Genomic DNA, 18,509 nt, shown 5'->3' with positions numbered 1-18,509 from the left:
TTCCCCCGAAAAAATAAGAAGGAACGCAAAGCACGTTCCTTCTCGTATTGTCCCCCATTATACCATAAGATACATCGGCACTATCCGTTTTCATTTTTTTGTTGTCGCTCAATCATCTGCTCCAGTGTAAAGATGATCTTAACCGGATTGCCACCAGCAAACACACCTGGTGGGATATCACGGTTTACGAGAGAAGCAGCAGAAATAATTGCCCCATCTCCAATTTCCACTCCGGGAAGAATTGTCGTATTTGCTCCAATTAATACGTTCTTTCCAATAATGACATCTCCTATACGATACTCATTTATTAAGTATTCATGTGCAAGGATTGTCGTATTGAAGCCAATAATTGAATTGTCACCGACTTTTATCCTCTCAGGGAACATGACATCAGGCATCACCATAAGGGCGAAAGATGTCTTATTCCCGACTTCCATTTTCAAAAACGTGCGGAACAAAAAGTTCTTCATCGGGATGAAAGGTGTGTACCTCGATAATTGGATAACAGCAAAGTTTTTTGCAACTTTGAAAAAAGGAACCGTCTTGTAAATATGCCAAAGTGAATTTGCTCCCTCTCGTGCGGGATACCTTTCAGTACGTCTCAATCTTTTTCGCCTTTAACCAATTGGAGTAGTTCCGAAATATGCTGCAACATGTAATCTGGGTTGAATGTTTGTAAAAAGGCTTCCCCTTTTGCCGACCATGCGACACCCGCTGTACGGACCCCTGCATTTTGCCCACCAACTATGTCATGGTAGTTATCCCCGATCATAAGGGCTTCATCCGCGTTGGCTCCCAATCGTTCGAGTGCTAGTAAAATCGGTTCTGGATCAGGCTTCGTTTTCGTTACATCATCCATTGCAATGACTTCGTCAAAAACCCCTTCCACATCAAGGAGTTCTAACCCTCTCATAATCATATCTTTTCTCTTGGTCGAGACAATCGCCATTTTCATGCCCGCTGCCTTCAACAACCTCATCGTTTCAGAAACACCGTCAAACTCAATTGAAAGTTCGTCATGCATTGATTTATTCCATGCTCTATATTCTTCAATCAGTTGCTCCGTCTTTTCAGGTTCAACCGAATCGAATGATTCATACAATGTTGGCCCTAAAAACGGTAGTATATCGATTCGTTCATATTTCCCCGGGTAATGATTACCAAGGACATATTGGAATGTCTGGATGATCAATTCATTCGTATCCAGTAATGTTCCGTCAAAATCAAATAGTAGTGTAGTAATTGGTTTAGCCATCTGCAACCGGAACCTCCTTTTTTTTCTGTTGTTCAGCCCGTTTCCAGACATATGCGACAATGATCGTCAACACGAAAGCTGTTACGACCCGGATAATCAGTAATGGCAGAATCGGAATGCCTAGTGGGATAAAAATCAGTGTATCTTCTATAACTGCATGACAGGCAACTAGAAAGATGAATGCCAGTGTTGCGTCCTTCTTGCTCACACCATCCTCTTGTACGGCCTGTATCATAACGCCAGCACCATAAGCGAGACCGATAACCAAACCGGCAACAAGTGTCATCGACGCATTGGATTGTACGCCAATTACTTTCGTGAAGGGTGCCAGTTTCTCCGAAAATTTCTGCAAATAATTACGATCTTTCAAGAACTGAACAATAATCATAAGTGGAATAACAATTATGGCAAGCTGAAGAACTCCAAATGACGCTTTCTGAACACCTAACAGTCCAATTTCTAACCAACCATCTGGTATATCCGTAACTTTCGGAGTCATTCCGTAACGTGCTGTCTCTCCTCCGCCTTGCCACATCAAGTTAATGATAATACCTGACATCGCTGCAAGCCCAAAACGTACCACGAGCACAATCCATAACTTCACGCCGACTTTCAGTGCAACGCCTGTTTCAATGAATAGATTATGTGAAAATGACAACATGATGGCGATGATGAATACTTCCTTCACAGTCATTTCCAACGATAAAATCCCTGCAATTCCCGCATATAAATTGAGTGCATTACCAAGCACTAACGGGATTGCAGCTTCTCCACTAAGACCGAATATCCCCATAAACGGTGCAACAAGTTTAATAAGCCACGGTAACACGGGTGTATGCTGTAAAATGACGACGAGTACTGTGATTGGAAAGATGATTTTCCCCAGCGTCCACGTTGTCCGAAGTCCTGCCTTTAATCCATTTTGAAGCGTCCCCATTCCCCAAACTCCTTCTTATTTATCTTGATACTTCACATTTACTTTTTGAACGTATCTTCTTACTATGAATACCGCGATAGCAACAATGATTGTGATAACCGATACTAGCTGCGCCGCCCGAAGTTCACCTATGACATATAAGCTGTCTGTTCGCATCCCCTCAATGAAGAAGCGTCCAGCAGAATACCAGACAAGGTAAAATAGAAACATTTCGCCGCGCTTCAAATTCACCTTGCGCAACAAGATAATGATGATAAGTCCCACAATATTCCACATAGATTCATAAAGGAATGTCGGATGATATGTCACGCCTTCAATCGTCATTTGGTTCATAATCCAATCGGGAATAATCGTTGTTTCAAGGAACTTTTCTGAAACAGGACCTCCGTGCGCTTCCTGATTCATGAAATTGCCCCAACGACCGATAATTTGACCAATCAGCAGTCCAGCAGCTGCGATATCGACCACTTTCCAGAATGAAATACCTCTCTTTTTCGTGAAGAAGTATGTCGTAATGAAGGCACCAATTAATGCACCATGGATAGCGATTCCGCCTTGCCAAATTTGAATAATTTGTCCCGGATTGTCTTTATAATAATCCCACGAGAAAATAACATAGTAGATTCGCGCACTAACAATCGCGATTGGAACGGCCCAAATGAGCAGATCCGTCAAAAAGTCCGGATGCATCCCGCGCTTAACCATTTCCTTTTGAACAACAATGAATGCGAGGACAATCCCCAGCGCAATTAAAATCCCATACCACCTGACTTCAAGCGAACCTAGCGAAAATGCAATCGGGTTTATTGCCAGTACATTAAACATGTATTAACCTATCCTTTCTCTATCAATCATTTACTTTCGATTCACTTTAATTTCATCAGCAAGTTTTTTCGTAAACTCCTCTGCTGCATTGACTCCAAGTTTTTTCATTCGATAATCCATTGCCGCAACTTCAATAATAACGGACAAGTTACGCCCAGGTCTTACCGGCACAGTCAGCTTCGTCAATTCTGAATCCATAATTTTCATCTTTTCTTCATCAATACCAAGCCGGTCATAAATCTTGTCCTGATCCCAAAATTCAAGATCGACGATAATTAAAATTCGTTTATCGCTCTTCACGGCGCTGGCTCCGAACAATGTCATCATATCTACAATCCCGACTCCACGGATTTCAAGCATATGTTCAAGTAGTTTTGGTGCATTTCCAATCAACACATTTTTTGCTACCTGTCTAATTTCCACAAGGTCATCAGCCACAAGTCGATGGCCCCTTTTCACAAGTTCAAGCGCTGTTTCACTTTTACCTACACCACTCTTACCCGTGATCAGTATCCCTATTCCATAAACATCTACAAGCACTCCATGAATGGCTGTCATTGGTGCAAGTCTGCCACTTAGATAATTCGTCAGCATACCCGAAAATCGCGTCGTTGGAACATCCGTTTTCAAGACAGGAATGCCTTGATTTTCAGCAGCCTCAATCAATTCAACCGGCACTTCCATTTCATGCGCCACAATGATGGCCGGCGTAGTTTCTGAACAGAGTCTTTTCATCCGATCTATCCGTTCTACTTCGGTTAAGTTCGCGAAAAATGATAGCTCTGTCTTGCCCAATAGTTGAACACGATCCGCTAGGTAGTAATTGAAATAACCAGCCATTTCAAGGCCTGGTCTTGAAATATCACTCGTATGTATCTCACGCTCGATGCCGGCTTCGCCTGCGCATAGTTCAAGAAAAAGTTTTTCTTGTGCGTCCTTTACTGTTACATAAGACATTAACTCGCCCCTTTTCTATATATTCCAAACGTCTATAGCCTATTTTACCATGCTCTTTTTCAAATGAAATGATTTAGTGCCGAAACTGTCCACCTCTAAACTCTTTTTCCCTATATAGAGGATAAGGAGGGGAAGATTTTGACGACAATAATGATTGATGCAGGGCACGGTCCCAAGACAGCGGGAACACACTAAACAGATGGACTATTGCGGGAATTCAGCTTTTAACAGCTTATAATCGAACAGACCGCGGCGTGAAGAAAGCGAACTACGCTGTCCTACGTGAAACCCCGACGCCTGCGATACTTATTGAGTGCGGATTCATGACAAATTGAGAAGAAGCCGTGTTATTAATGAAGAAAGCATATAGACTTCAGTGTGCAAGGGCAATTGCTCACGCACTATCAACTTAGATTTATCAAGAGAATAAATATTTTTTGATAGGGAGTAAGCAATTGTCGTGGTAACTATCAAAACCGACAGAGCTCTTTTCCCGATTTAATGGCTCTATAATCAGCACTTATCAAATAGAATGTTCTTCCAATACCGCTTTATCGCTTGATGATGGCCTCACGCTTGTCGCTCCTTCGCTAGATTTGTTCATTATACTATTGAGGTATACCACCTAGTTAACTCCAAATAGGTAGTACCGAATATATAATCGGCAATTTCATTTCAATTAAAAAGGACTGTTGCTACACCGATTTCGGTGTAGCAACAGTCCTTTTTATTTCTTTATACTTTTTTCGCGTTATAACAAACGAGAACAGAACCCGTTTTCGCTTCACCAAAAATGTGTAACGGAGATGGATTTCCTTCTACGTCCTTTTTAAAACGAATTGTCCGATGTAGCAATTGTTCCTGCTCGACAGTCCGATCGACATCTTCAAGTTTTAAGTCCAATCGGCCCATATTGGACGCAATTTCACCTGACAGAGCGACTCCTGTTGGAATGTAAATTTCAACTGTACCGCTCATTGTTTTTGCTTCGATTTTCTCAGCTGCAAGATCTGTCGTTGTAACCACGACATGTCCGTTTAAAGATTGTGCCTCCACATCTTTCACAGCGCCATCGATGTACACACGGCCGTTGAGTGTTTCTGCTTCAATTGTAGTAGCAGTCACATCGTTTAGACCGATTGAGCCATTCACAGTTTCAAATTCACCATTTTTGAACGTCAAGCCAGCAATCTCGATTTTCCCGTTTGCAGTCTTCACTTTTACCTTTTCAGCAGTGGCATCTTTCATTTTAAATGAGCCGTTCAGCAAACGTGCGGAAATTCTCGCGTAATCCTTTTTCGGAATGAATAATTCAACATTTACTTGAACCATTTTCAAATCGCTTGAAATTCTTATTTTCCCTTCGTCATTAACAAACAATAACTTTTCAAGAAAATCTTTTTTCGCTTTTTCTTCTGACTCACTATTGTAGGTTTTCACCGTGAAATCTGCCCGTATTTCTTCTGTTTCACCAGTATGGATTGTCACTTTTCCGTTGTCGATATCAATGATAACTTCGTCGATTTCGGTTGCCGGCTTAGTTATTGTATGGTCAAACGTAACCGTATTACCAAATGGAGAATCAAATTCGAACGATTTCACTTTTTGAACAGCGCTCTGCATGAATTGCATGAATCTATCCCCGACGTTGGTAAAATCTTTAGTCAAATCTTCAAGGAATTCATCCATAGAAGGCTGATCTTGATCCTTGTCTTCGATAATAGGCTCAGCCTTTTCGAATGGATCTACTTTTTCTTGCTGTTTTGGTTCACTATATTGTTTTTCCAATTCTTGTGCCTTTACAGTGGTCTGTTTAGCTTCTGGGCTTTTTTCCACTTGACCAGTTTTCCCTAATGTTTCTAGAAGTGTCAATGCTTCCTCGGTCGTGATCGTACCGTTTTCCAGCATTGCTAAAATCCGTTTCCGTTCATTTTGCATCATTACGCCTCCTAGTATTGTGGTGTTCCGGATTTCTCCGTTATTTTATGACTAACTATTAAAGGTTGAAATAAAGAATCCCATTAAATTCGCTACTGCTCCCCTTATAAGGCGCCTTCGCTCAGTTTATATAGGTATTCATTTGTTCAACATACTATATATACGAATGGATGTGGAAAAGGTTTCATTTCGAAACCTTTTCTGCATCTTCAATCATCATGTCCATTCGTTTTCGTTCTCGCTCAAGTACCGGTTTTAAATAATAACCTGTATAGGATACTGTCGATTCCGCTACTTTTTCCGGAGTACCTGTCGCAATAATTTTACCGCCTTTATCACCACCCTCAGGCCCTATGTCGATAATGTAATCGACGGTTTTAATGACATCCAGGTTATGTTCGATAACGAGTACCGTATTTCCTGTATCGACAAGGCGCTGCAATACGATAAGTAGTTTGGCAATATCGTGGACATGAAGACCCGTCGTCGGTTCGTCAAGAATATAAAACGACTTTCCATTGGAGCGTTTGTGCAGCTCAGAAGCAAGTTTCACCCGTTGTGCTTCCCCGCCTGATAATGTTGTTGCCGGCTGGCCTAGATTAATATAACCTAGTCCCACATCAACAATCGTCTGAAGCTTACGGCTAATTTTCGGTATATTTTCAAAAAACACGAGTGCATCATCGACTGTCATAGCAAGTACGTCCGCAATGTTTTTCCCTTTATAGGTAACTTCCAGTGTCTCTCTATTATATCGTTTCCCATGACAAACTTCACAAGGTACATAGACGTCCGGTAAGAAGTGCATTTCGATTTTAATGATTCCATCGCCACGGCAGGCTTCACAACGACCACCCTTAACGTTAAAGCTGAAACGACCTTTTTTATAACCGCGGACTTTAGCTTCGTTCGTAGATGCAAACATATCCCGTACATCATCAAACATGCCTGTATAAGTAGCAGGATTGGATCTAGGCGTCCGTCCAATTGGAGACTGGTCGATTTCAATGACCTTTTCAAGCTCTTCAAGACCTATAGCAGTTTTATATTGTCCCGGTTTCTGCTTGGAACGATTCAATTTCTGTGCGAGTACTTTGTAAAGAACTTGATTGATTAGCGTACTTTTCCCTGATCCTGAAACACCCGTTACGGCGATGAATTGTCCGAGCGGAATATCTACATTTACATTTTTCAAGTTATTTTCAGATGCACCTTTAATGACGATTTTTCGTCCGTCCAGTTTACGTCTTTCCAATGGGAGCGGGATAAATTTCTTACCACTCAAATATTGACCTGTCAGTGAGTTAGGGTCATTCATAACTTTTTCAGGTGTTCCTGCAGAAACGATTTCTCCCCCTGCAACACCAGCACCAGGTCCGATATCAATTAAATAATCGGCAGCCATCATCGTATCTTCATCATGCTCAACAACAATCAGTGTATTGCCGATGTCGCGCATACTTTTCAGCGTACCAATTAAACGATCGTTATCACGCTGATGAAGTCCAATTGATGGTTCATCTAAAATATAAAGAACGCCAGTCAGCCTTGAACCAATTTGCGTTGCCAATCGAATTCGCTGAGCTTCTCCGCCGGATAGCGTTCCTGCCGCCCTCGATAACGACAAATAATCGAGTCCAACATTAATTAGGAATCCGAGACGTTCTTCAATTTCACGCAATATAAGCTTCGCAATTTGTGTATCTTTTTCAGATAGAACAAGGTTTTTGAAAAACTGGTCTGCTTCAGTAATGGACAATTCCGTCACTTTTCCGATATGGACGCCATTCACTTTTACCGCAAGTGACTCTTCCTTCAACCGGTAGCCAGCGCAAGTAGGACATGGCCGCTGTGACATATACTTCTCCATCTGTTCACGGATATAATCTGAAGAAGTTTCTTTAAAGCGGCGCTCTACATTTGCCAAAACACCTTCAAAGTAAATATTGCTATCCCGCGTTCCACCAAATTCATTTGTGTAACGGAATCGAATTTTTTCATCTTTCGAGCCATTTAATATTTTATCAAGTTCATCGTCTGGCAATTCATTTACCGGTACATCCATTGATATGCCAAAATGATTCGCGACAGTTTTTAAAAGTTCCGGATAGTATTGAGAGCTTGTCGGCTCCCATGGCGCAATTGCATGATCTTTTAACGACAGCGTTGGATCTGGCACGATTAATTCCGGGTCGACTTCTTGCTTTGTCCCCAGTCCATCACATTCCTGACAAGCGCCAAACGGACTGTTGAACGAAAACATTCTTGGTTCAAGTTCGCCAATTGAAAAACCGCATAATGGACAAGCATGGTGTTCACTGAACAGGATTTCTTCCCCGTCCATGACGTCAACCAAAACAGTACCATCCGCGAGACGTAGAGCCGATTCAAGAGAGTCGCTCAGACGTGGCGCAATGTCTTCCTTCATAACAATCCGGTCGATGACAACCTCAATCGTATGCTTCTTGTTTTTGTTCAATTCAATATTGTCGTCAAGATCTATAATTTCACCGTTGACTCGAATTCGTACATACCCTTGCTTCTTAATATCTTCGATTAATTTCACATGTGTTCCTTTACGACCTGAAACAATCGGTGCCAGAACTTGAATACGCGCACGTTCTGGTAATTTCATAAGGCGGTCAACCATTTGCTCAATCGTTTGGGACGAAATTTCCGTTCCGTGAATCGGGCAGATTGGTTTGCCAACACGTGCATAAAGAAGACGTAGATAGTCGTATATTTCCGTTGCAGTTCCTACGGTCGAGCGGGGATTGCGGCTCGTCGTCTTTTGATCAATTGAAATTGCCGGTGATAGCCCTTCAATGACATCCACATCCGGCTTGTCCATCTGACCTAAAAACTGTCGCGCATAAGAAGATAATGATTCAACGTACCTTCGCTGCCCTTCCGCGTAAATTGTATCGAAAGCGAGGGAGGACTTCCCTGACCCCGAAAGACCTGTCATGACGACCAATTTGTCACGAGGGATATTTATGTTAATATTTTTCAAATTATTCGCTCGTGCGCCTTGTATGATGATTTCTTTATTCTTCATAAAAACCCTACCTTTCAGCCTTCAATTCCATGATTGTATCCCTTAGTTCAGCAGCACGTTCGAAGTCGAGTGCTTTCGCTGCCTCTTTCATCTCTTTTTCCAAAGTTACAAGCAGCTTTGTTTTTTCGTCTTTTGTCAACTTCTTGCCTTGTGTTACTTTTTCTAAATAGGAAATAGCTTCTTCTGATACTGCTGTTGCACGAATCACATCACGGATTTCCTTTTTGATTGTCGTCGGTGTTATGCCATGTTTTTCATTATATTTTCGTTGAATGTCCCGACGTCGCTCCGTTTCCCCAATTGCTTTCGCCATGGAGTCCGTCATTCTATCTGCATATAAAATGACATGTCCATTGGAATTACGGGCAGCACGACCCATCGTCTGAATAAGTGCTCGCTCAGAACGTAGAAACCCTTCTTTATCAGCATCCAAGATTACAACAAGCGATACTTCAGGAATGTCTATCCCTTCTCTTAAGAGGTTAATACCCACAAGGACATCATATGTGCCTATTCGCAGTTCTCTTAACGTTTCAATTCGTTCAAGTGTTTTAATGTCAGAATGAAGGTATTGAACTTTTATACCAATTTCCTTCAAGTAATCGGTCAAATCTTCGGACATTTTCTTTGTTAACGTCGTAATTAGAACACGTTCATTGTTTTTCGTCCGTTCTCTTATTTGACCTATCAAATCATCAATCTGTCCTTCAATCGGACGGATTTCAATCGTCGGATCTAGTAGACCAGTCGGGCGGATAATCTGTTGAATCATCTCAGGAGTATGCTCAATTTCGTAAGGGCCTGGTGTCGCAGAAACATAAATCGCCTCGTGGACATGGTTTTCGAATTCTTGGAATGTAAGCGGTCTGTTGTCGAGTGCTGAAGGCAAACGGAAACCATGGTCAACAAGGACATTTTTCCGTGCCTGGTCACCGTTATACATACCACGGATTTGTGGCAATGAGACATGACTTTCATCTACAATAATGAGGAAATCATCTGGGAAATAGTCAAGCAATGTATACGGTATCGCTCCTGCAGGACGGAGTGTTAAATGACGGGAATAGTTTTCAATACCCGAACAGAAGCCCATTTCTCGCATCATTTCAAGATCATAGCGTGTCCGTTGTTCAAGACGTTGCGCTTCCAATAATTTGTCCTGGGCACGAAACTCTTTCAAACGTTCTTCCAGTTCAATTTCAATGTTTTCAATTGCTTTCACCATTTTTTCTTCACCAGTAACAAAGTGAGATGCGGGGAATATGGCAACGTGTTCACGTTCACCGAGGATTTCGCCTGTCAGTGAATCCACTTCGCGAATTCGTTCGATTTCATCACCGAAAAACTCGATACGTAAGCAATGTTCATCCTGGGATGCTGGCAAAAGTTCAACAACATCGCCGCGTACCCGGAACGTACCTCGAGTGAAACTTACGTCATTGCGTTCGTATTGAATATCTACAAATCTGCGAAGCAGTTCATTGCGTCCGATTTCCATACCTGGACGAAGAGAAACAACATGTGCGCTGTATTCTTCTGGGGAACCTAGACCATAAATGCAAGAGACAGATGCAACAATGAGTACGTCATTCCTTTCAAATAAGGAAGATGTTGCAGAGTGACGTAATTTATCAATTTCATCATTGATGCTTGAGTCTTTTTCAATGAAGGTGTCAGTATGCGCGATATACGCTTCTGGCTGATAATAATCATAGAAACTGACAAAGTATTCGACTGCATTGTCAGGAAAAAACTCTTTAAATTCACTATATAATTGACCCGCTAACGTTTTGTTGTGAGCGATAACGAGAGTCGGTTTGTTAATCTCCGTCAAGACATTCGACACGGTAAATGTTTTTCCAGTCCCGGTTGCACCGAGCAAAGTTTGGTGCTTCTCACCTCGGTTATGTCCTTCTAATAGTTGTGCGATTGCAGACGGCTGATCGCCTTGTGGTGTATAAGGGGCTTGCAAATTGAATTTTCCGACCATCGGAAAAACCTCCTCTATCAGTTACATCTATCTTATCACTTTACCCATCTTTTGACGAGTAAAAAGCGAACGTACGTTTTTTCACTAATTTTCACTTTTATAAACACACAAAAAAAAAACGCTGCATGTCTACTCAACATGTAGCGTCCTTGCATTTTTCAATCATTCTCTTCAAGTTTCCCCAGTCTTTTGGAATACAGTAGGAATGCGCTTTCATCCCTACTGTCAAGCGCAAGGTCAATCAATCCCATGAACCTACTCTTTGTCTGCTCTCTGTGTATATGTTTCAAAAAAAGATCTAAATAAATTTCATTCAGCAGTTTTTCCGCTTGGAGCGAAGTACTGTTTTTCCCTACAGCTTTTAAAAACTCGGCATATGAATAATTGTTCTCCATCCCTATCACCCCTGATGCCTTTTATTTAGTATATCTAATTTCAGAGATAAGTTGCAAGGTTTATTGGAATATTCTATTTTTATATTTAGTCATAATTTATCAAAGAAAAGCGTAAGGCGCCGTTAAGCCCCCCCGAGTCTAGACACTGTTCCATGACGAGAAATTCATACTTCCTTTTCTACAAACAAACGCCCCGTCTGCAAATGATTGCAAACAGGGCGACTTTTCTTAGTCATATTCTTTTTTCTCTACAGTCAATCTGATAGTAGCCTCAGAGATGATGAGAATGACAGCCCCTACAAGAAGAGGTGTTACAGAAACCCCATAAAGATACAGTGCAGCGCATGTGACTACTGCCGCCTGAATCCATTGGACTGTACGAACGATTCTTTTAATAGCATCCGGGCGGGTGTCTTCCTTTTCAGGAAATAGCATATCCATCCGAAAATCGTCCCCTGCCCGCAATGCGTGGATAAGTTGTACAGCAGAGGCAAATGCAAGCGCTCCTGCGAAAATAAAAACGACAATCGGAAACGGGATGAAAATCGCTCCAAGCGCTGATAAAGCAGTGAGCCTTACCCATAGCCAAAAAATATCATCCGTGCGTATAAACGTACGTCTGATTAAATACGGTTGTGCTACAGACTTACCGAAATTCGGGGATCCCATCGCAAAACCGAGCCATGCTCTTCTACTAATGGATCCTTTCAAATGCGGGACGTCTGTGAAGTAATTGGCAAAACGGTAAAAACGCATCATCCGATTCTGTTCGAGTGATATGAAATGATCGTAAGGGAATGGTTTTAGCATTCTCTTTTTTCGCCAATAGAAGTTGTACAGTACAATGAGTACACCAATAATCAGAAGTATAATTAGACTTCCTTCAAGACCTGCATAAATTATGGTTCCCGCCAATAAAAACCGGACGGCCCTATCTAGCCAGATCCCTTTTCCATCCAAAACATGTCTGAAATTATATTCCGACTCAATGAATACTCGCTTAATAACTAGTATCAAAACTGCGATAACGATGTATTCCATCTTTGAACCGGTCCCTGTAGCTGAAAGTAACGGCAACGCCACAATATATAAAATAAATGGTAATGGCAATTGGGAATAGAAGCTCCAACTCAAAGCCCGTTTCATATACGTAATAAGCTTTTGTTCCAGTGGTAGGAAATAAACCGTGTCAGCAGGTTTCAATAGCGTCACTGGCGGCGAAAAGGTGAGCGCTAATCCAAGGATGAGAGCCGTAAGCAACGCTGCAGGGAATTCCGCTGGCACTTCCTTCAACCATTCGCTATACGTAAAGCCCCCCGCCCCAATTGTGAAGACAAGGACAATTGCCAAATGGCCTGTAAATACATACTTCAAATACTTTTGGAGCTCGGTTATATAATGGACGAACCGAGATCCCCATATTTCACGCAAATTGTTCATTGTCGGTTTCCTCTGTCATCGCGATATACAAGTCGTCCAGTGACGCGCCAGGACGTCCGAATGCATTTCTCAAGTCATCCATCGTTCCTTCTGCTCGCACCCGTCCTTCGTGCAGCAAGATGATCCTGTCGCAATATTTTTCCGCAGTTGCCAATACATGCGTTGACATGAGAATGGAAGCCCCATTTTCTGTTCTCTGCGTCATCTGCTCTAAAAGTGATTTGATGCCGATTGGATCGAGACCCACAAATGGTTCATCAATAATATATAAAGATGGATTAACGAGGAAAGCACACATGATCATTACTTTTTGACGCATCCCTTTTGAAAAATGCGCTGGGAACCAGTTTAGACGTTTCTCCATCCGGAATTCCCGGAGTAACTCATCAGACCGTGCTTCAAACACTTCTTTATCAAGGTCGTATGCCATTGCTGTTAGTTCAAGATGTTCCCTAAGCGTCAATTCTTCGTAGAGTATCGGCGTTTCCGGTATATAAGTGAACGCTTTTCTATACTTTTCGGGATCCTCACTGAATGTCACCCCGTTGACACGAATTTCACCTTTATGAGGATTCATTAATCCAATGATATGTTTAATGGTTGTACTTTTTCCCGCCCCATTTAGTCCAATCAAACCTACTAATTCACCTTGTCCGATGTTAAATGACAAATCATACAGAACAGGTTTACGTGTATAACCGCCTGTTACGTCTTGTAATTCAAGAATTTCCATATCCATCCTCCATTCTTTCATTCATTTTAGCAAAAAACGCTACAAAAAGCTTTTTCCTTCATACAACCGATATAGATTGAATGATTGCATCGAATAAAGCTTGGACCTGTAGGATGCAGGTCATGCAGTGGGGAGGGATTGACCTACATCCCTCCTTGTTGCGACACGACGTCGCGAACTTAGACTGCCTTCGTCTCCCCCTGTAAGGCTCCTACGCTAGTTTACCGTATTCAATATTTCAACCTATATCTAAAATTATGCTACACTTGTCCCATTCATGAAAATATGAACAGGAGTGTTGAAAATGACTGAATGTATTTTTTGTAAAATCATTGAAGGTACGATCCCTAGCGTTAAAGTTTATGAAGATGAGCACGTTCTTGCCTTCATGGATATTGTACCTGTAACGAAAGGGCATGTCCTTCTCATCCCGAAAACACATCGTGAAAATATCTATGATTTAACTGCTGAAGAAGCGGCACAACTATTTTCCGTCGTACCCAAAATCGCCAATGCCATAAAAGATGAATTCAAACCAGCTGGAATGAATTTACTACAAAACAATGGCGCATATGCGGGACAAGCCGTTTTTCATTCACACCTACACCTCATCCCTCGCTATGATGAAACTGACGGCTTCCAACTTACGTTTGAAACGAAGGAATCTGAAACAAGTATGGAACGAATTCAGGAAGTTGCAGCTGGAATTCGAATGAAATTACAAAAATAAGCTTGTGAATTATCTGAATACCGTGTATGATTCATAATAAGTTTTTCGCTGTCGATCATGAGGATACGACAGGAAAAACACAAAATACTAGATGAGCCGAGGAGAGATTAGAAATGAAAACGAAAAGTCTTGTGTTAATGTCTTTATTGACTGCTGTAGGTGCTGCACTTTACCTGATTATTCCCCCGATTGCTGGAGGAATGAAACCGGATTTCATGCTGACAATGATGTTTATCAGCATATTCCTGTTCCCTGAAGTACGCAATGTTTTGTTACTTGCTGGAACAACAGGTATTATATCAGGTATTTTTTCAAATTTCCCTGGCGGATTCATCCCCAATGTAATTGATAAGTTCATTACCGCATTCGTAATCTACGCTATTATTATCTCACTAAAAAAAGTTACAGGTAACTTGATTGCTTCCACTGTTGTCGCAGGTATTGGAACTGTATTGTCAGGAAGCATCTTCCTTTCAATCGCCATTTTCATTCTTGGAGTAGATTTACCGTTCGGTGGTTTGTTCTTGGGGGTTGTACTTCCAGCTGTTGCGATGAACGGAATTGCATTTTTCTTGATATACCCGATTGTTAAGGGCTTGGTCAAACGCTCCTCGTTTAAAACTGCATTTTCCAATTGAAATTTTAGCGAAAGCTTTCCGTCTCCACGAGGAGAGCTTTTTTTGTCGCCTGTATAATATACCCGAAGATGAAATTTCGGGCACCCCTCCGCTTTTACTAAAGAAAAGATCATACAAGTAACAGTGCTACGCTATATTGAAAGTGACACTGCCCCTAATTCGAAAAGGAAATGCTATAGAAAAGGAGTAAGCAGTCATTTACTGGTTACTCAACACATGTAGTTTAAAATATAAAGTAGCGTCTAAACAGGTCACTTGCGCTTGTTTTTATTGCTCAGGCACTTTTTAAATGTTTTAATAAAACTAGAGTAAGGAATACTATTCATAACAGGAAGGAGTGTATTATACAATGAAAGCATCTACATTTTTCATCGGACTCGCAGCAGGTTCAGTTGCAGCTGCTGTTACGGTATTGTATTCGACTCCCCAATCGGGAAGTCAACTTCGGACATCCGTCAGGGATGCTTCAAGCGACATGAAATTTTTGTTCAAAGATGTAAAAGTAAAAGTCGATGATTTAAAAGAGTCCATTTCCCACCTTACGAAAGAAGCAAAAGAAACAGTTCCAACAGCAATTGATGGAATTAAAGGTTCAGTAGATCAGTGGCAACAATCAACGGAATCTAATCGGGAACGCATGGAAAAAGAAATTGCAGCAATCCAAACCGCTATTGAAGAGCTTGAGCAGAACTTCGCAAAACAGCAAAAGTAATGTCAATTATGCCTAGGCGTAATTGCGTCCAAAATTTGTAATATCCCTCGGAGGCTTGGACCAGCAGGGAATTTGTTCCCACTTATAAAAGCTGGGGTTGAATGCTAATTCAAGTAAAAAGTTAAAAGTAAATACTATCCACCAGTAAGGAATGCAGTCAACCCTCCACGAGAGACCTACATTATATAGGTTTTAACTAGTGGATACGGCCGCATTCCTTATTTTCATACCCATTTCCCCAAATATTATTATTGAATCGAAAGCTTTTTCACAATTTTTACTTTTCTCTTCTTTGCTTTCCTGCTATAATAAAAGAAGCGGGAAAATATAGAAAGAAGGTGTTTCCAATGTCAGAGCAAAAGTACTCTCCGAAAGAAGCAATGATTTTCAGTCAAAGGGTTGCACAGATGTCTAAAGCTCTTTGGAAAGCAGTAGAAAAAGATTGGCAGCAGTGGATAAAACCTTATGACTTGAATATTAATGAGCATCATATTTTATGGATTTCTTACCATCTTCAAGGCGCAACCATTTCTGACATCGCTAAATTTGGAGTCATGCATGTTTCGACAGCTTTCAACTTTTCGAAGAAGCTAGAAGAACGTAATTATTTACGGTTTTATAAAAAAGATGATGACAGAAGAAATACATATGTTGAAGTTACAGAAGAAGGGGAAAAACTGATACTCGAGATGAACATGAACTACTATGATTCTAAACATGATATTTTAGAGGGATCACTCCCTATTAAAGACCTTTACGGAAAGTTCCCAGAATTTCTCGAAGTAATGTCCGTTGTCCGAAATATTTATGGGGAAGATTTTATGGAAATATTTGAGCGCGGCTTTGAGAAAATCAAAGAATCATATGATGACTCCACCGGTGAAATGATGGCTATTAATCATACGAAAAGTAACGAAGAACTTAAAAACCCAGTATTTAGCGCAGAGGAAAATTAATTTCATTTTAGAAGGACTTCTGCTATGATTGCCTTGGGAAGTTAAAGAGGAGGAATAGATTTGATCCTTATTATTACAATTCTGTTCTCGTTATTATATCTGTTTCAAATCAATAAAATGACGTATGCACTATGCGAATCTAAGGAAATCCCTGAAGAGAAGCAACAGAAAATATACACAACCGTTAACGTTCTTGTAACCATTTTAATCGTGTCATTTTACGTCGAGATTCTGTTACAAGTATAAAAAAGTCCATTCCCTTTTTTACGGGAAATGGACTTTTTCCATTATCGATACCCTCAGCGCCTAACGCCTTGAGCTTTTCTGGAATTAATTCAGGAAGGCTGCACCGACAATGATTAATAAAATGAACAAAACAACAATCAACGCAAATCCCGAAGTACCATGGGAACCTTGGTCATATCCGCTCATAGGAGCACCCCCTCTCTCTATGTATCCTATGCAAAACAATTGGCTCGTTGTAGGCAGTATATTCTAGGGGAACCTTTTTGTTTTAGATACGTTTTTATGGTATAGTGTCTACTGTTGCACATAAAAGTTAGGGGAGATTTCAAAATGAAAAAAACTATTTTAGCACTTACAATGGCCGCATCTGTACTTGCACTTTCAGCGTGCAGCGACAAGAATGCCGGTGATGAAGTTCTTGTCAAATCAAAAGCCGGAAATGTAACACAAAGTGAACTTTATAACGAAATGAAGGATGCTCAAGGTGAACAAACATTACAACTACTCGTCCTTGAAAAAGTATTAGATGCAAAATATAAAATCTCTGATAAGCAAGTTGATACAGCAATCAATGAAATGAAAGAACAATTAGGTGAAGGTTTCGATGCTTATATCGCTCAACAAGGTCACACTGAGAAGAGCTTGAAAAAAATCCTTCGTATCAACATGTTACAAGAAGCGGCTCTTACTGATGGCGTTGAAGTAACAGATAAGGAAATCGAAGAGCGCGTTAAAATGATGGCTACAGAATTGAATGCCAAACACGTCCTAGTTGCGGATGAAGAGACTGCACTTAAAGTCAAAAAGGAACTTGAAGGCGGAGCTGATTTTGCTGAAGTAGCGAAAAAGAATTCGACTGAACCGGCTGCAAAAGAATCCGGTGGGGATCTTGGGTGGTTTGGCTACGGTAAAATGGTCAAAGAATTCTGGGATGCTGCATATGCACTTGAAGTGAACACAATCAGTGAGCCGGTCCAATCGGAACACGGGTTCCACATTATTAAAGTTACAGAAAAACGTGACATCGAAGCTAAGGAAATGACTAAAGAAGAGAAAGAAAAACTCACTAAAGAAATACAACTTGAGAAAGCAGATCCAAGTACAATTATCCCGAAAGTATCTAAGCTAATGAAAGATGCTGATGTAAAAGTTGAAGATAAAGATTTGAAATCAGCACTTGATGTATTCTTGGAAGAACCTAAAGTAGAAAAAGAAGCAGAAACAGAAAAAGAAACTAAGTAATACTAATAACAATTCAAGACTCCTTTTCAGGGGTCTTTTTTTATTGGGGTATTTAAACGTACAAACAAACACCTCCGAAAGACGCCTGACCTTCGGAGGTGTTTGCTAGTTCAATATATGTTATTCCACGTCTGTTGATTAACCATTTTCTTGCATAAGATACTGGTAAGGTAGGTGCAAAAGTCTTCATTTGGACTAGTACGTTTCCGGCTCGCTTTCGGCTAAACTAATCACTACATTTTTATCGTGGGACAAGGGTGGCTAGAAGTGACTTCGTCACTTCTAGCCACCCCCTTTTCGATAATTCTGTTGCCATTAGTTGCCTGTCTCGTACCTACAACGTTCTAGTAAAAATTGCAATTGTTCGGAAAATAAGAATAGATAACTTTTCACAGAAGGTATAAGTGCCCGAAGATACAATTTCGGGCACGCTTGCATTTTCTACAATGCGTTCCTT

The 18,509-nt window shown here is 40.9% G+C and carries 19 protein-coding genes; 7 read left to right on the top strand and 12 right to left on the bottom strand.

All coding sequences use genetic code 11. The features are described 5' to 3' along the window. Nucleotides 1–80 precede the first annotated feature (80 nt). From ACP8HG_RS20895 to hprK, 5 genes are read right to left on the bottom strand one after another with little or no spacing between them, the layout of a single operon-like run. On the bottom strand, nucleotides 81–605 hold the full coding sequence (locus ACP8HG_RS20895) for an acyltransferase (protein ID WP_438297852.1): 525 nt from the start codon (nucleotides 603–605) through the stop codon (nucleotides 81–83). Then, on the bottom strand, nucleotides 602–1,255 hold the full coding sequence (gene ppaX, locus ACP8HG_RS20890) for a pyrophosphatase PpaX (protein WP_187046675.1): 654 nt from the start codon (nucleotides 1,253–1,255) through the stop codon (nucleotides 602–604). The genes ACP8HG_RS20895 and ppaX overlap by 4 nt, the downstream gene beginning before the upstream one ends. Next, the gene (locus tag ACP8HG_RS20885) at nucleotides 1,248–2,192 is read right to left on the bottom strand and encodes a nucleoside recognition domain-containing protein (RefSeq protein ID WP_067205966.1); all 945 of its coding nucleotides are present in this window, start codon (nucleotides 2,190–2,192) and stop codon (nucleotides 1,248–1,250) included. Before ACP8HG_RS20885 ends, ppaX begins: the two co-directional genes overlap by 8 nt. Before the next feature lie 15 nt (nucleotides 2,193–2,207). After that, on the bottom strand, nucleotides 2,208–3,017 hold the full coding sequence (lgt, locus tag ACP8HG_RS20880) for a prolipoprotein diacylglyceryl transferase (RefSeq protein WP_067205964.1): 810 nt from the start codon (nucleotides 3,015–3,017) through the stop codon (nucleotides 2,208–2,210). A 30-nt stretch (nucleotides 3,018–3,047) separates the two neighbouring features. Beyond that, nucleotides 3,048–3,974: an HPr(Ser) kinase/phosphatase gene (hprK, locus tag ACP8HG_RS20875; RefSeq protein WP_338653539.1), complete on the bottom strand. Its 927-nt coding sequence runs from the start codon at nucleotides 3,972–3,974 to the stop codon at nucleotides 3,048–3,050. Nucleotides 3,975–4,180: 206 nt separating this feature from the next. Between hprK and ACP8HG_RS20870 the strand changes: the two genes are divergently transcribed. Continuing rightward, nucleotides 4,181–4,309 carry an N-acetylmuramoyl-L-alanine amidase family protein gene (locus tag ACP8HG_RS20870; RefSeq protein WP_340742576.1) on the top strand — a complete coding sequence of 43 codons (129 nt, stop codon included), beginning with the start codon at nucleotides 4,181–4,183 and terminating at the stop codon, nucleotides 4,307–4,309. A gap of 400 nt (nucleotides 4,310–4,709) precedes the next feature. Here the strand turns inward: ACP8HG_RS20870 and ACP8HG_RS20865 are convergent, their stop codons facing one another. From ACP8HG_RS20865 to ACP8HG_RS20840, 6 genes are all read right to left on the bottom strand, one after another. Then, nucleotides 4,710–5,912, bottom strand: a complete 1,203-nt coding sequence (locus tag ACP8HG_RS20865; RefSeq protein ID WP_338653541.1) for a DUF4097 family beta strand repeat-containing protein — start codon at nucleotides 5,910–5,912, stop codon at nucleotides 4,710–4,712. A 184-nt stretch (nucleotides 5,913–6,096) separates the two neighbouring features. After that, complete coding sequence (gene uvrA, locus ACP8HG_RS20860; RefSeq protein ID WP_438297848.1) at nucleotides 6,097–8,970, bottom strand: excinuclease ABC subunit UvrA; 2,874 nt, start codon at nucleotides 8,968–8,970, stop codon at nucleotides 6,097–6,099. Nucleotides 8,971–8,977: 7 nt separating this feature from the next. Beyond that, a complete protein-coding gene (uvrB, locus tag ACP8HG_RS20855; protein ID WP_067205953.1) occupies nucleotides 8,978–10,960 on the bottom strand; it encodes an excinuclease ABC subunit UvrB in 1,983 nt (660 codons plus the stop codon). A gap of 158 nt (nucleotides 10,961–11,118) precedes the next feature. After that, nucleotides 11,119–11,355, bottom strand: a complete 237-nt coding sequence (locus tag ACP8HG_RS20850) for an IDEAL domain-containing protein (RefSeq protein WP_067205951.1) — start codon at nucleotides 11,353–11,355, stop codon at nucleotides 11,119–11,121. 228 nt (nucleotides 11,356–11,583) lie between these two features. Next, nucleotides 11,584–12,795 carry an ABC transporter permease gene (locus tag ACP8HG_RS20845; RefSeq protein WP_438297845.1) on the bottom strand — a complete coding sequence of 404 codons (1,212 nt, stop codon included), beginning with the start codon at nucleotides 12,793–12,795 and terminating at the stop codon, nucleotides 11,584–11,586. Continuing rightward, a complete protein-coding gene (locus ACP8HG_RS20840; RefSeq protein ID WP_067205945.1) occupies nucleotides 12,779–13,528 on the bottom strand; it encodes an ABC transporter ATP-binding protein in 750 nt (249 codons plus the stop codon). The genes ACP8HG_RS20845 and ACP8HG_RS20840 overlap by 17 nt, the downstream gene beginning before the upstream one ends. A gap of 304 nt (nucleotides 13,529–13,832) precedes the next feature. On the opposite strand from ACP8HG_RS20840, the gene ACP8HG_RS20835 reads away from it, so the two are divergent. The 5 genes from ACP8HG_RS20835 to ACP8HG_RS20815 all read left to right on the top strand — a co-directional run bounded on the left by ACP8HG_RS20835 (nucleotide 13,833) and on the right by ACP8HG_RS20815 (nucleotide 16,810). Then, the gene (locus ACP8HG_RS20835; RefSeq protein WP_067205943.1) at nucleotides 13,833–14,258 is read left to right on the top strand and encodes an HIT family protein; all 426 of its coding nucleotides are present in this window, start codon (nucleotides 13,833–13,835) and stop codon (nucleotides 14,256–14,258) included. A gap of 113 nt (nucleotides 14,259–14,371) precedes the next feature. Next, a complete protein-coding gene (locus ACP8HG_RS20830; RefSeq protein WP_067205940.1) occupies nucleotides 14,372–14,896 on the top strand; it encodes a tryptophan transporter in 525 nt (174 codons plus the stop codon). 349 nt (nucleotides 14,897–15,245) lie between these two features. Next, nucleotides 15,246–15,608: a YtxH domain-containing protein gene (locus tag ACP8HG_RS20825; protein ID WP_067205937.1), complete on the top strand. Its 363-nt coding sequence runs from the start codon at nucleotides 15,246–15,248 to the stop codon at nucleotides 15,606–15,608. 347 nt (nucleotides 15,609–15,955) lie between these two features. Beyond that, the gene (locus ACP8HG_RS20820) at nucleotides 15,956–16,564 is read left to right on the top strand and encodes an HTH-type transcriptional regulator Hpr (protein WP_067205934.1); all 609 of its coding nucleotides are present in this window, start codon (nucleotides 15,956–15,958) and stop codon (nucleotides 16,562–16,564) included. A gap of 60 nt (nucleotides 16,565–16,624) precedes the next feature. Next, nucleotides 16,625–16,810 carry a hypothetical protein gene (locus tag ACP8HG_RS20815; RefSeq protein ID WP_067205932.1) on the top strand — a complete coding sequence of 62 codons (186 nt, stop codon included), beginning with the start codon at nucleotides 16,625–16,627 and terminating at the stop codon, nucleotides 16,808–16,810. A gap of 84 nt (nucleotides 16,811–16,894) precedes the next feature. Here ACP8HG_RS20815 and ACP8HG_RS20810 read toward each other — a convergent pair whose 3' ends face one another. Beyond that, nucleotides 16,895–16,996: a YjcZ family sporulation protein gene (locus ACP8HG_RS20810; RefSeq protein WP_082786481.1), complete on the bottom strand. Its 102-nt coding sequence runs from the start codon at nucleotides 16,994–16,996 to the stop codon at nucleotides 16,895–16,897. A 144-nt stretch (nucleotides 16,997–17,140) separates the two neighbouring features. On the opposite strand from ACP8HG_RS20810, the gene ACP8HG_RS20805 reads away from it, so the two are divergent. After that, entirely contained in the window at nucleotides 17,141–18,052 is a 912-nt protein-coding gene (locus tag ACP8HG_RS20805) for a peptidylprolyl isomerase (protein WP_067205930.1), read from the top strand. Nucleotides 18,053–18,509 lie beyond the last annotated feature (457 nt).

The organism is Sporosarcina sp. FA15 (assembly GCF_051550195.1).
Taxonomy (GTDB): Bacteria; Bacillota; Bacilli; order Bacillales_A; family Planococcaceae; genus Sporosarcina; species Sporosarcina psychrophila.
This window is presented reverse-complemented; position numbering and strand designations above follow the sequence as displayed.

What these genes read in the sequence shown, in the direction of transcription:
- lgt (WP_067205964.1), bottom strand. Translation starts at nt 3,017, where the DNA reads ATGTTTAATGTACTGGCAATAAACCCGATTGCATTTTCGCTAGGTTCG.
- uvrA (WP_438297848.1), bottom strand. Translation starts at nt 8,970, where the DNA reads ATGAAGAATAAAGAAATCATCATACAAGGCGCACGAGCGAATAATTTG.
- ACP8HG_RS20825 (WP_067205937.1), top strand. Translation starts at nt 15,246, where the DNA reads ATGAAAGCATCTACATTTTTCATCGGACTCGCAGCAGGTTCAGTTGCA.
- ACP8HG_RS20845 (WP_438297845.1), bottom strand. Translation starts at nt 12,795, where the DNA reads ATGAACAATTTGCGTGAAATATGGGGATCTCGGTTCGTCCATTATATA.
- ACP8HG_RS20810 (WP_082786481.1), bottom strand. Translation starts at nt 16,996, where the DNA reads ATGAGCGGATATGACCAAGGTTCCCATGGTACTTCGGGATTTGCGTTG.
- ACP8HG_RS20830 (WP_067205940.1), top strand. Translation starts at nt 14,372, where the DNA reads ATGAAAACGAAAAGTCTTGTGTTAATGTCTTTATTGACTGCTGTAGGT.
- ACP8HG_RS20835 (WP_067205943.1), top strand. Translation starts at nt 13,833, where the DNA reads ATGACTGAATGTATTTTTTGTAAAATCATTGAAGGTACGATCCCTAGC.
- hprK (WP_338653539.1), bottom strand. Translation starts at nt 3,974, where the DNA reads ATGTCTTATGTAACAGTAAAGGACGCACAAGAAAAACTTTTTCTTGAA.
- ACP8HG_RS20840 (WP_067205945.1), bottom strand. Translation starts at nt 13,528, where the DNA reads ATGGAAATTCTTGAATTACAAGACGTAACAGGCGGTTATACACGTAAA.
- uvrB (WP_067205953.1), bottom strand. Translation starts at nt 10,960, where the DNA reads ATGGTCGGAAAATTCAATTTGCAAGCCCCTTATACACCACAAGGCGAT.
- ACP8HG_RS20805 (WP_067205930.1), top strand. Translation starts at nt 17,141, where the DNA reads ATGAAAAAAACTATTTTAGCACTTACAATGGCCGCATCTGTACTTGCA.
- ACP8HG_RS20885 (WP_067205966.1), bottom strand. Translation starts at nt 2,192, where the DNA reads ATGGGGACGCTTCAAAATGGATTAAAGGCAGGACTTCGGACAACGTGG.
- ppaX (WP_187046675.1), bottom strand. Translation starts at nt 1,255, where the DNA reads ATGGCTAAACCAATTACTACACTACTATTTGATTTTGACGGAACATTA.
- ACP8HG_RS20865 (WP_338653541.1), bottom strand. Translation starts at nt 5,912, where the DNA reads ATGCAAAATGAACGGAAACGGATTTTAGCAATGCTGGAAAACGGTACG.
- ACP8HG_RS20820 (WP_067205934.1), top strand. Translation starts at nt 15,956, where the DNA reads ATGTCAGAGCAAAAGTACTCTCCGAAAGAAGCAATGATTTTCAGTCAA.
- ACP8HG_RS20850 (WP_067205951.1), bottom strand. Translation starts at nt 11,355, where the DNA reads ATGGAGAACAATTATTCATATGCCGAGTTTTTAAAAGCTGTAGGGAAA.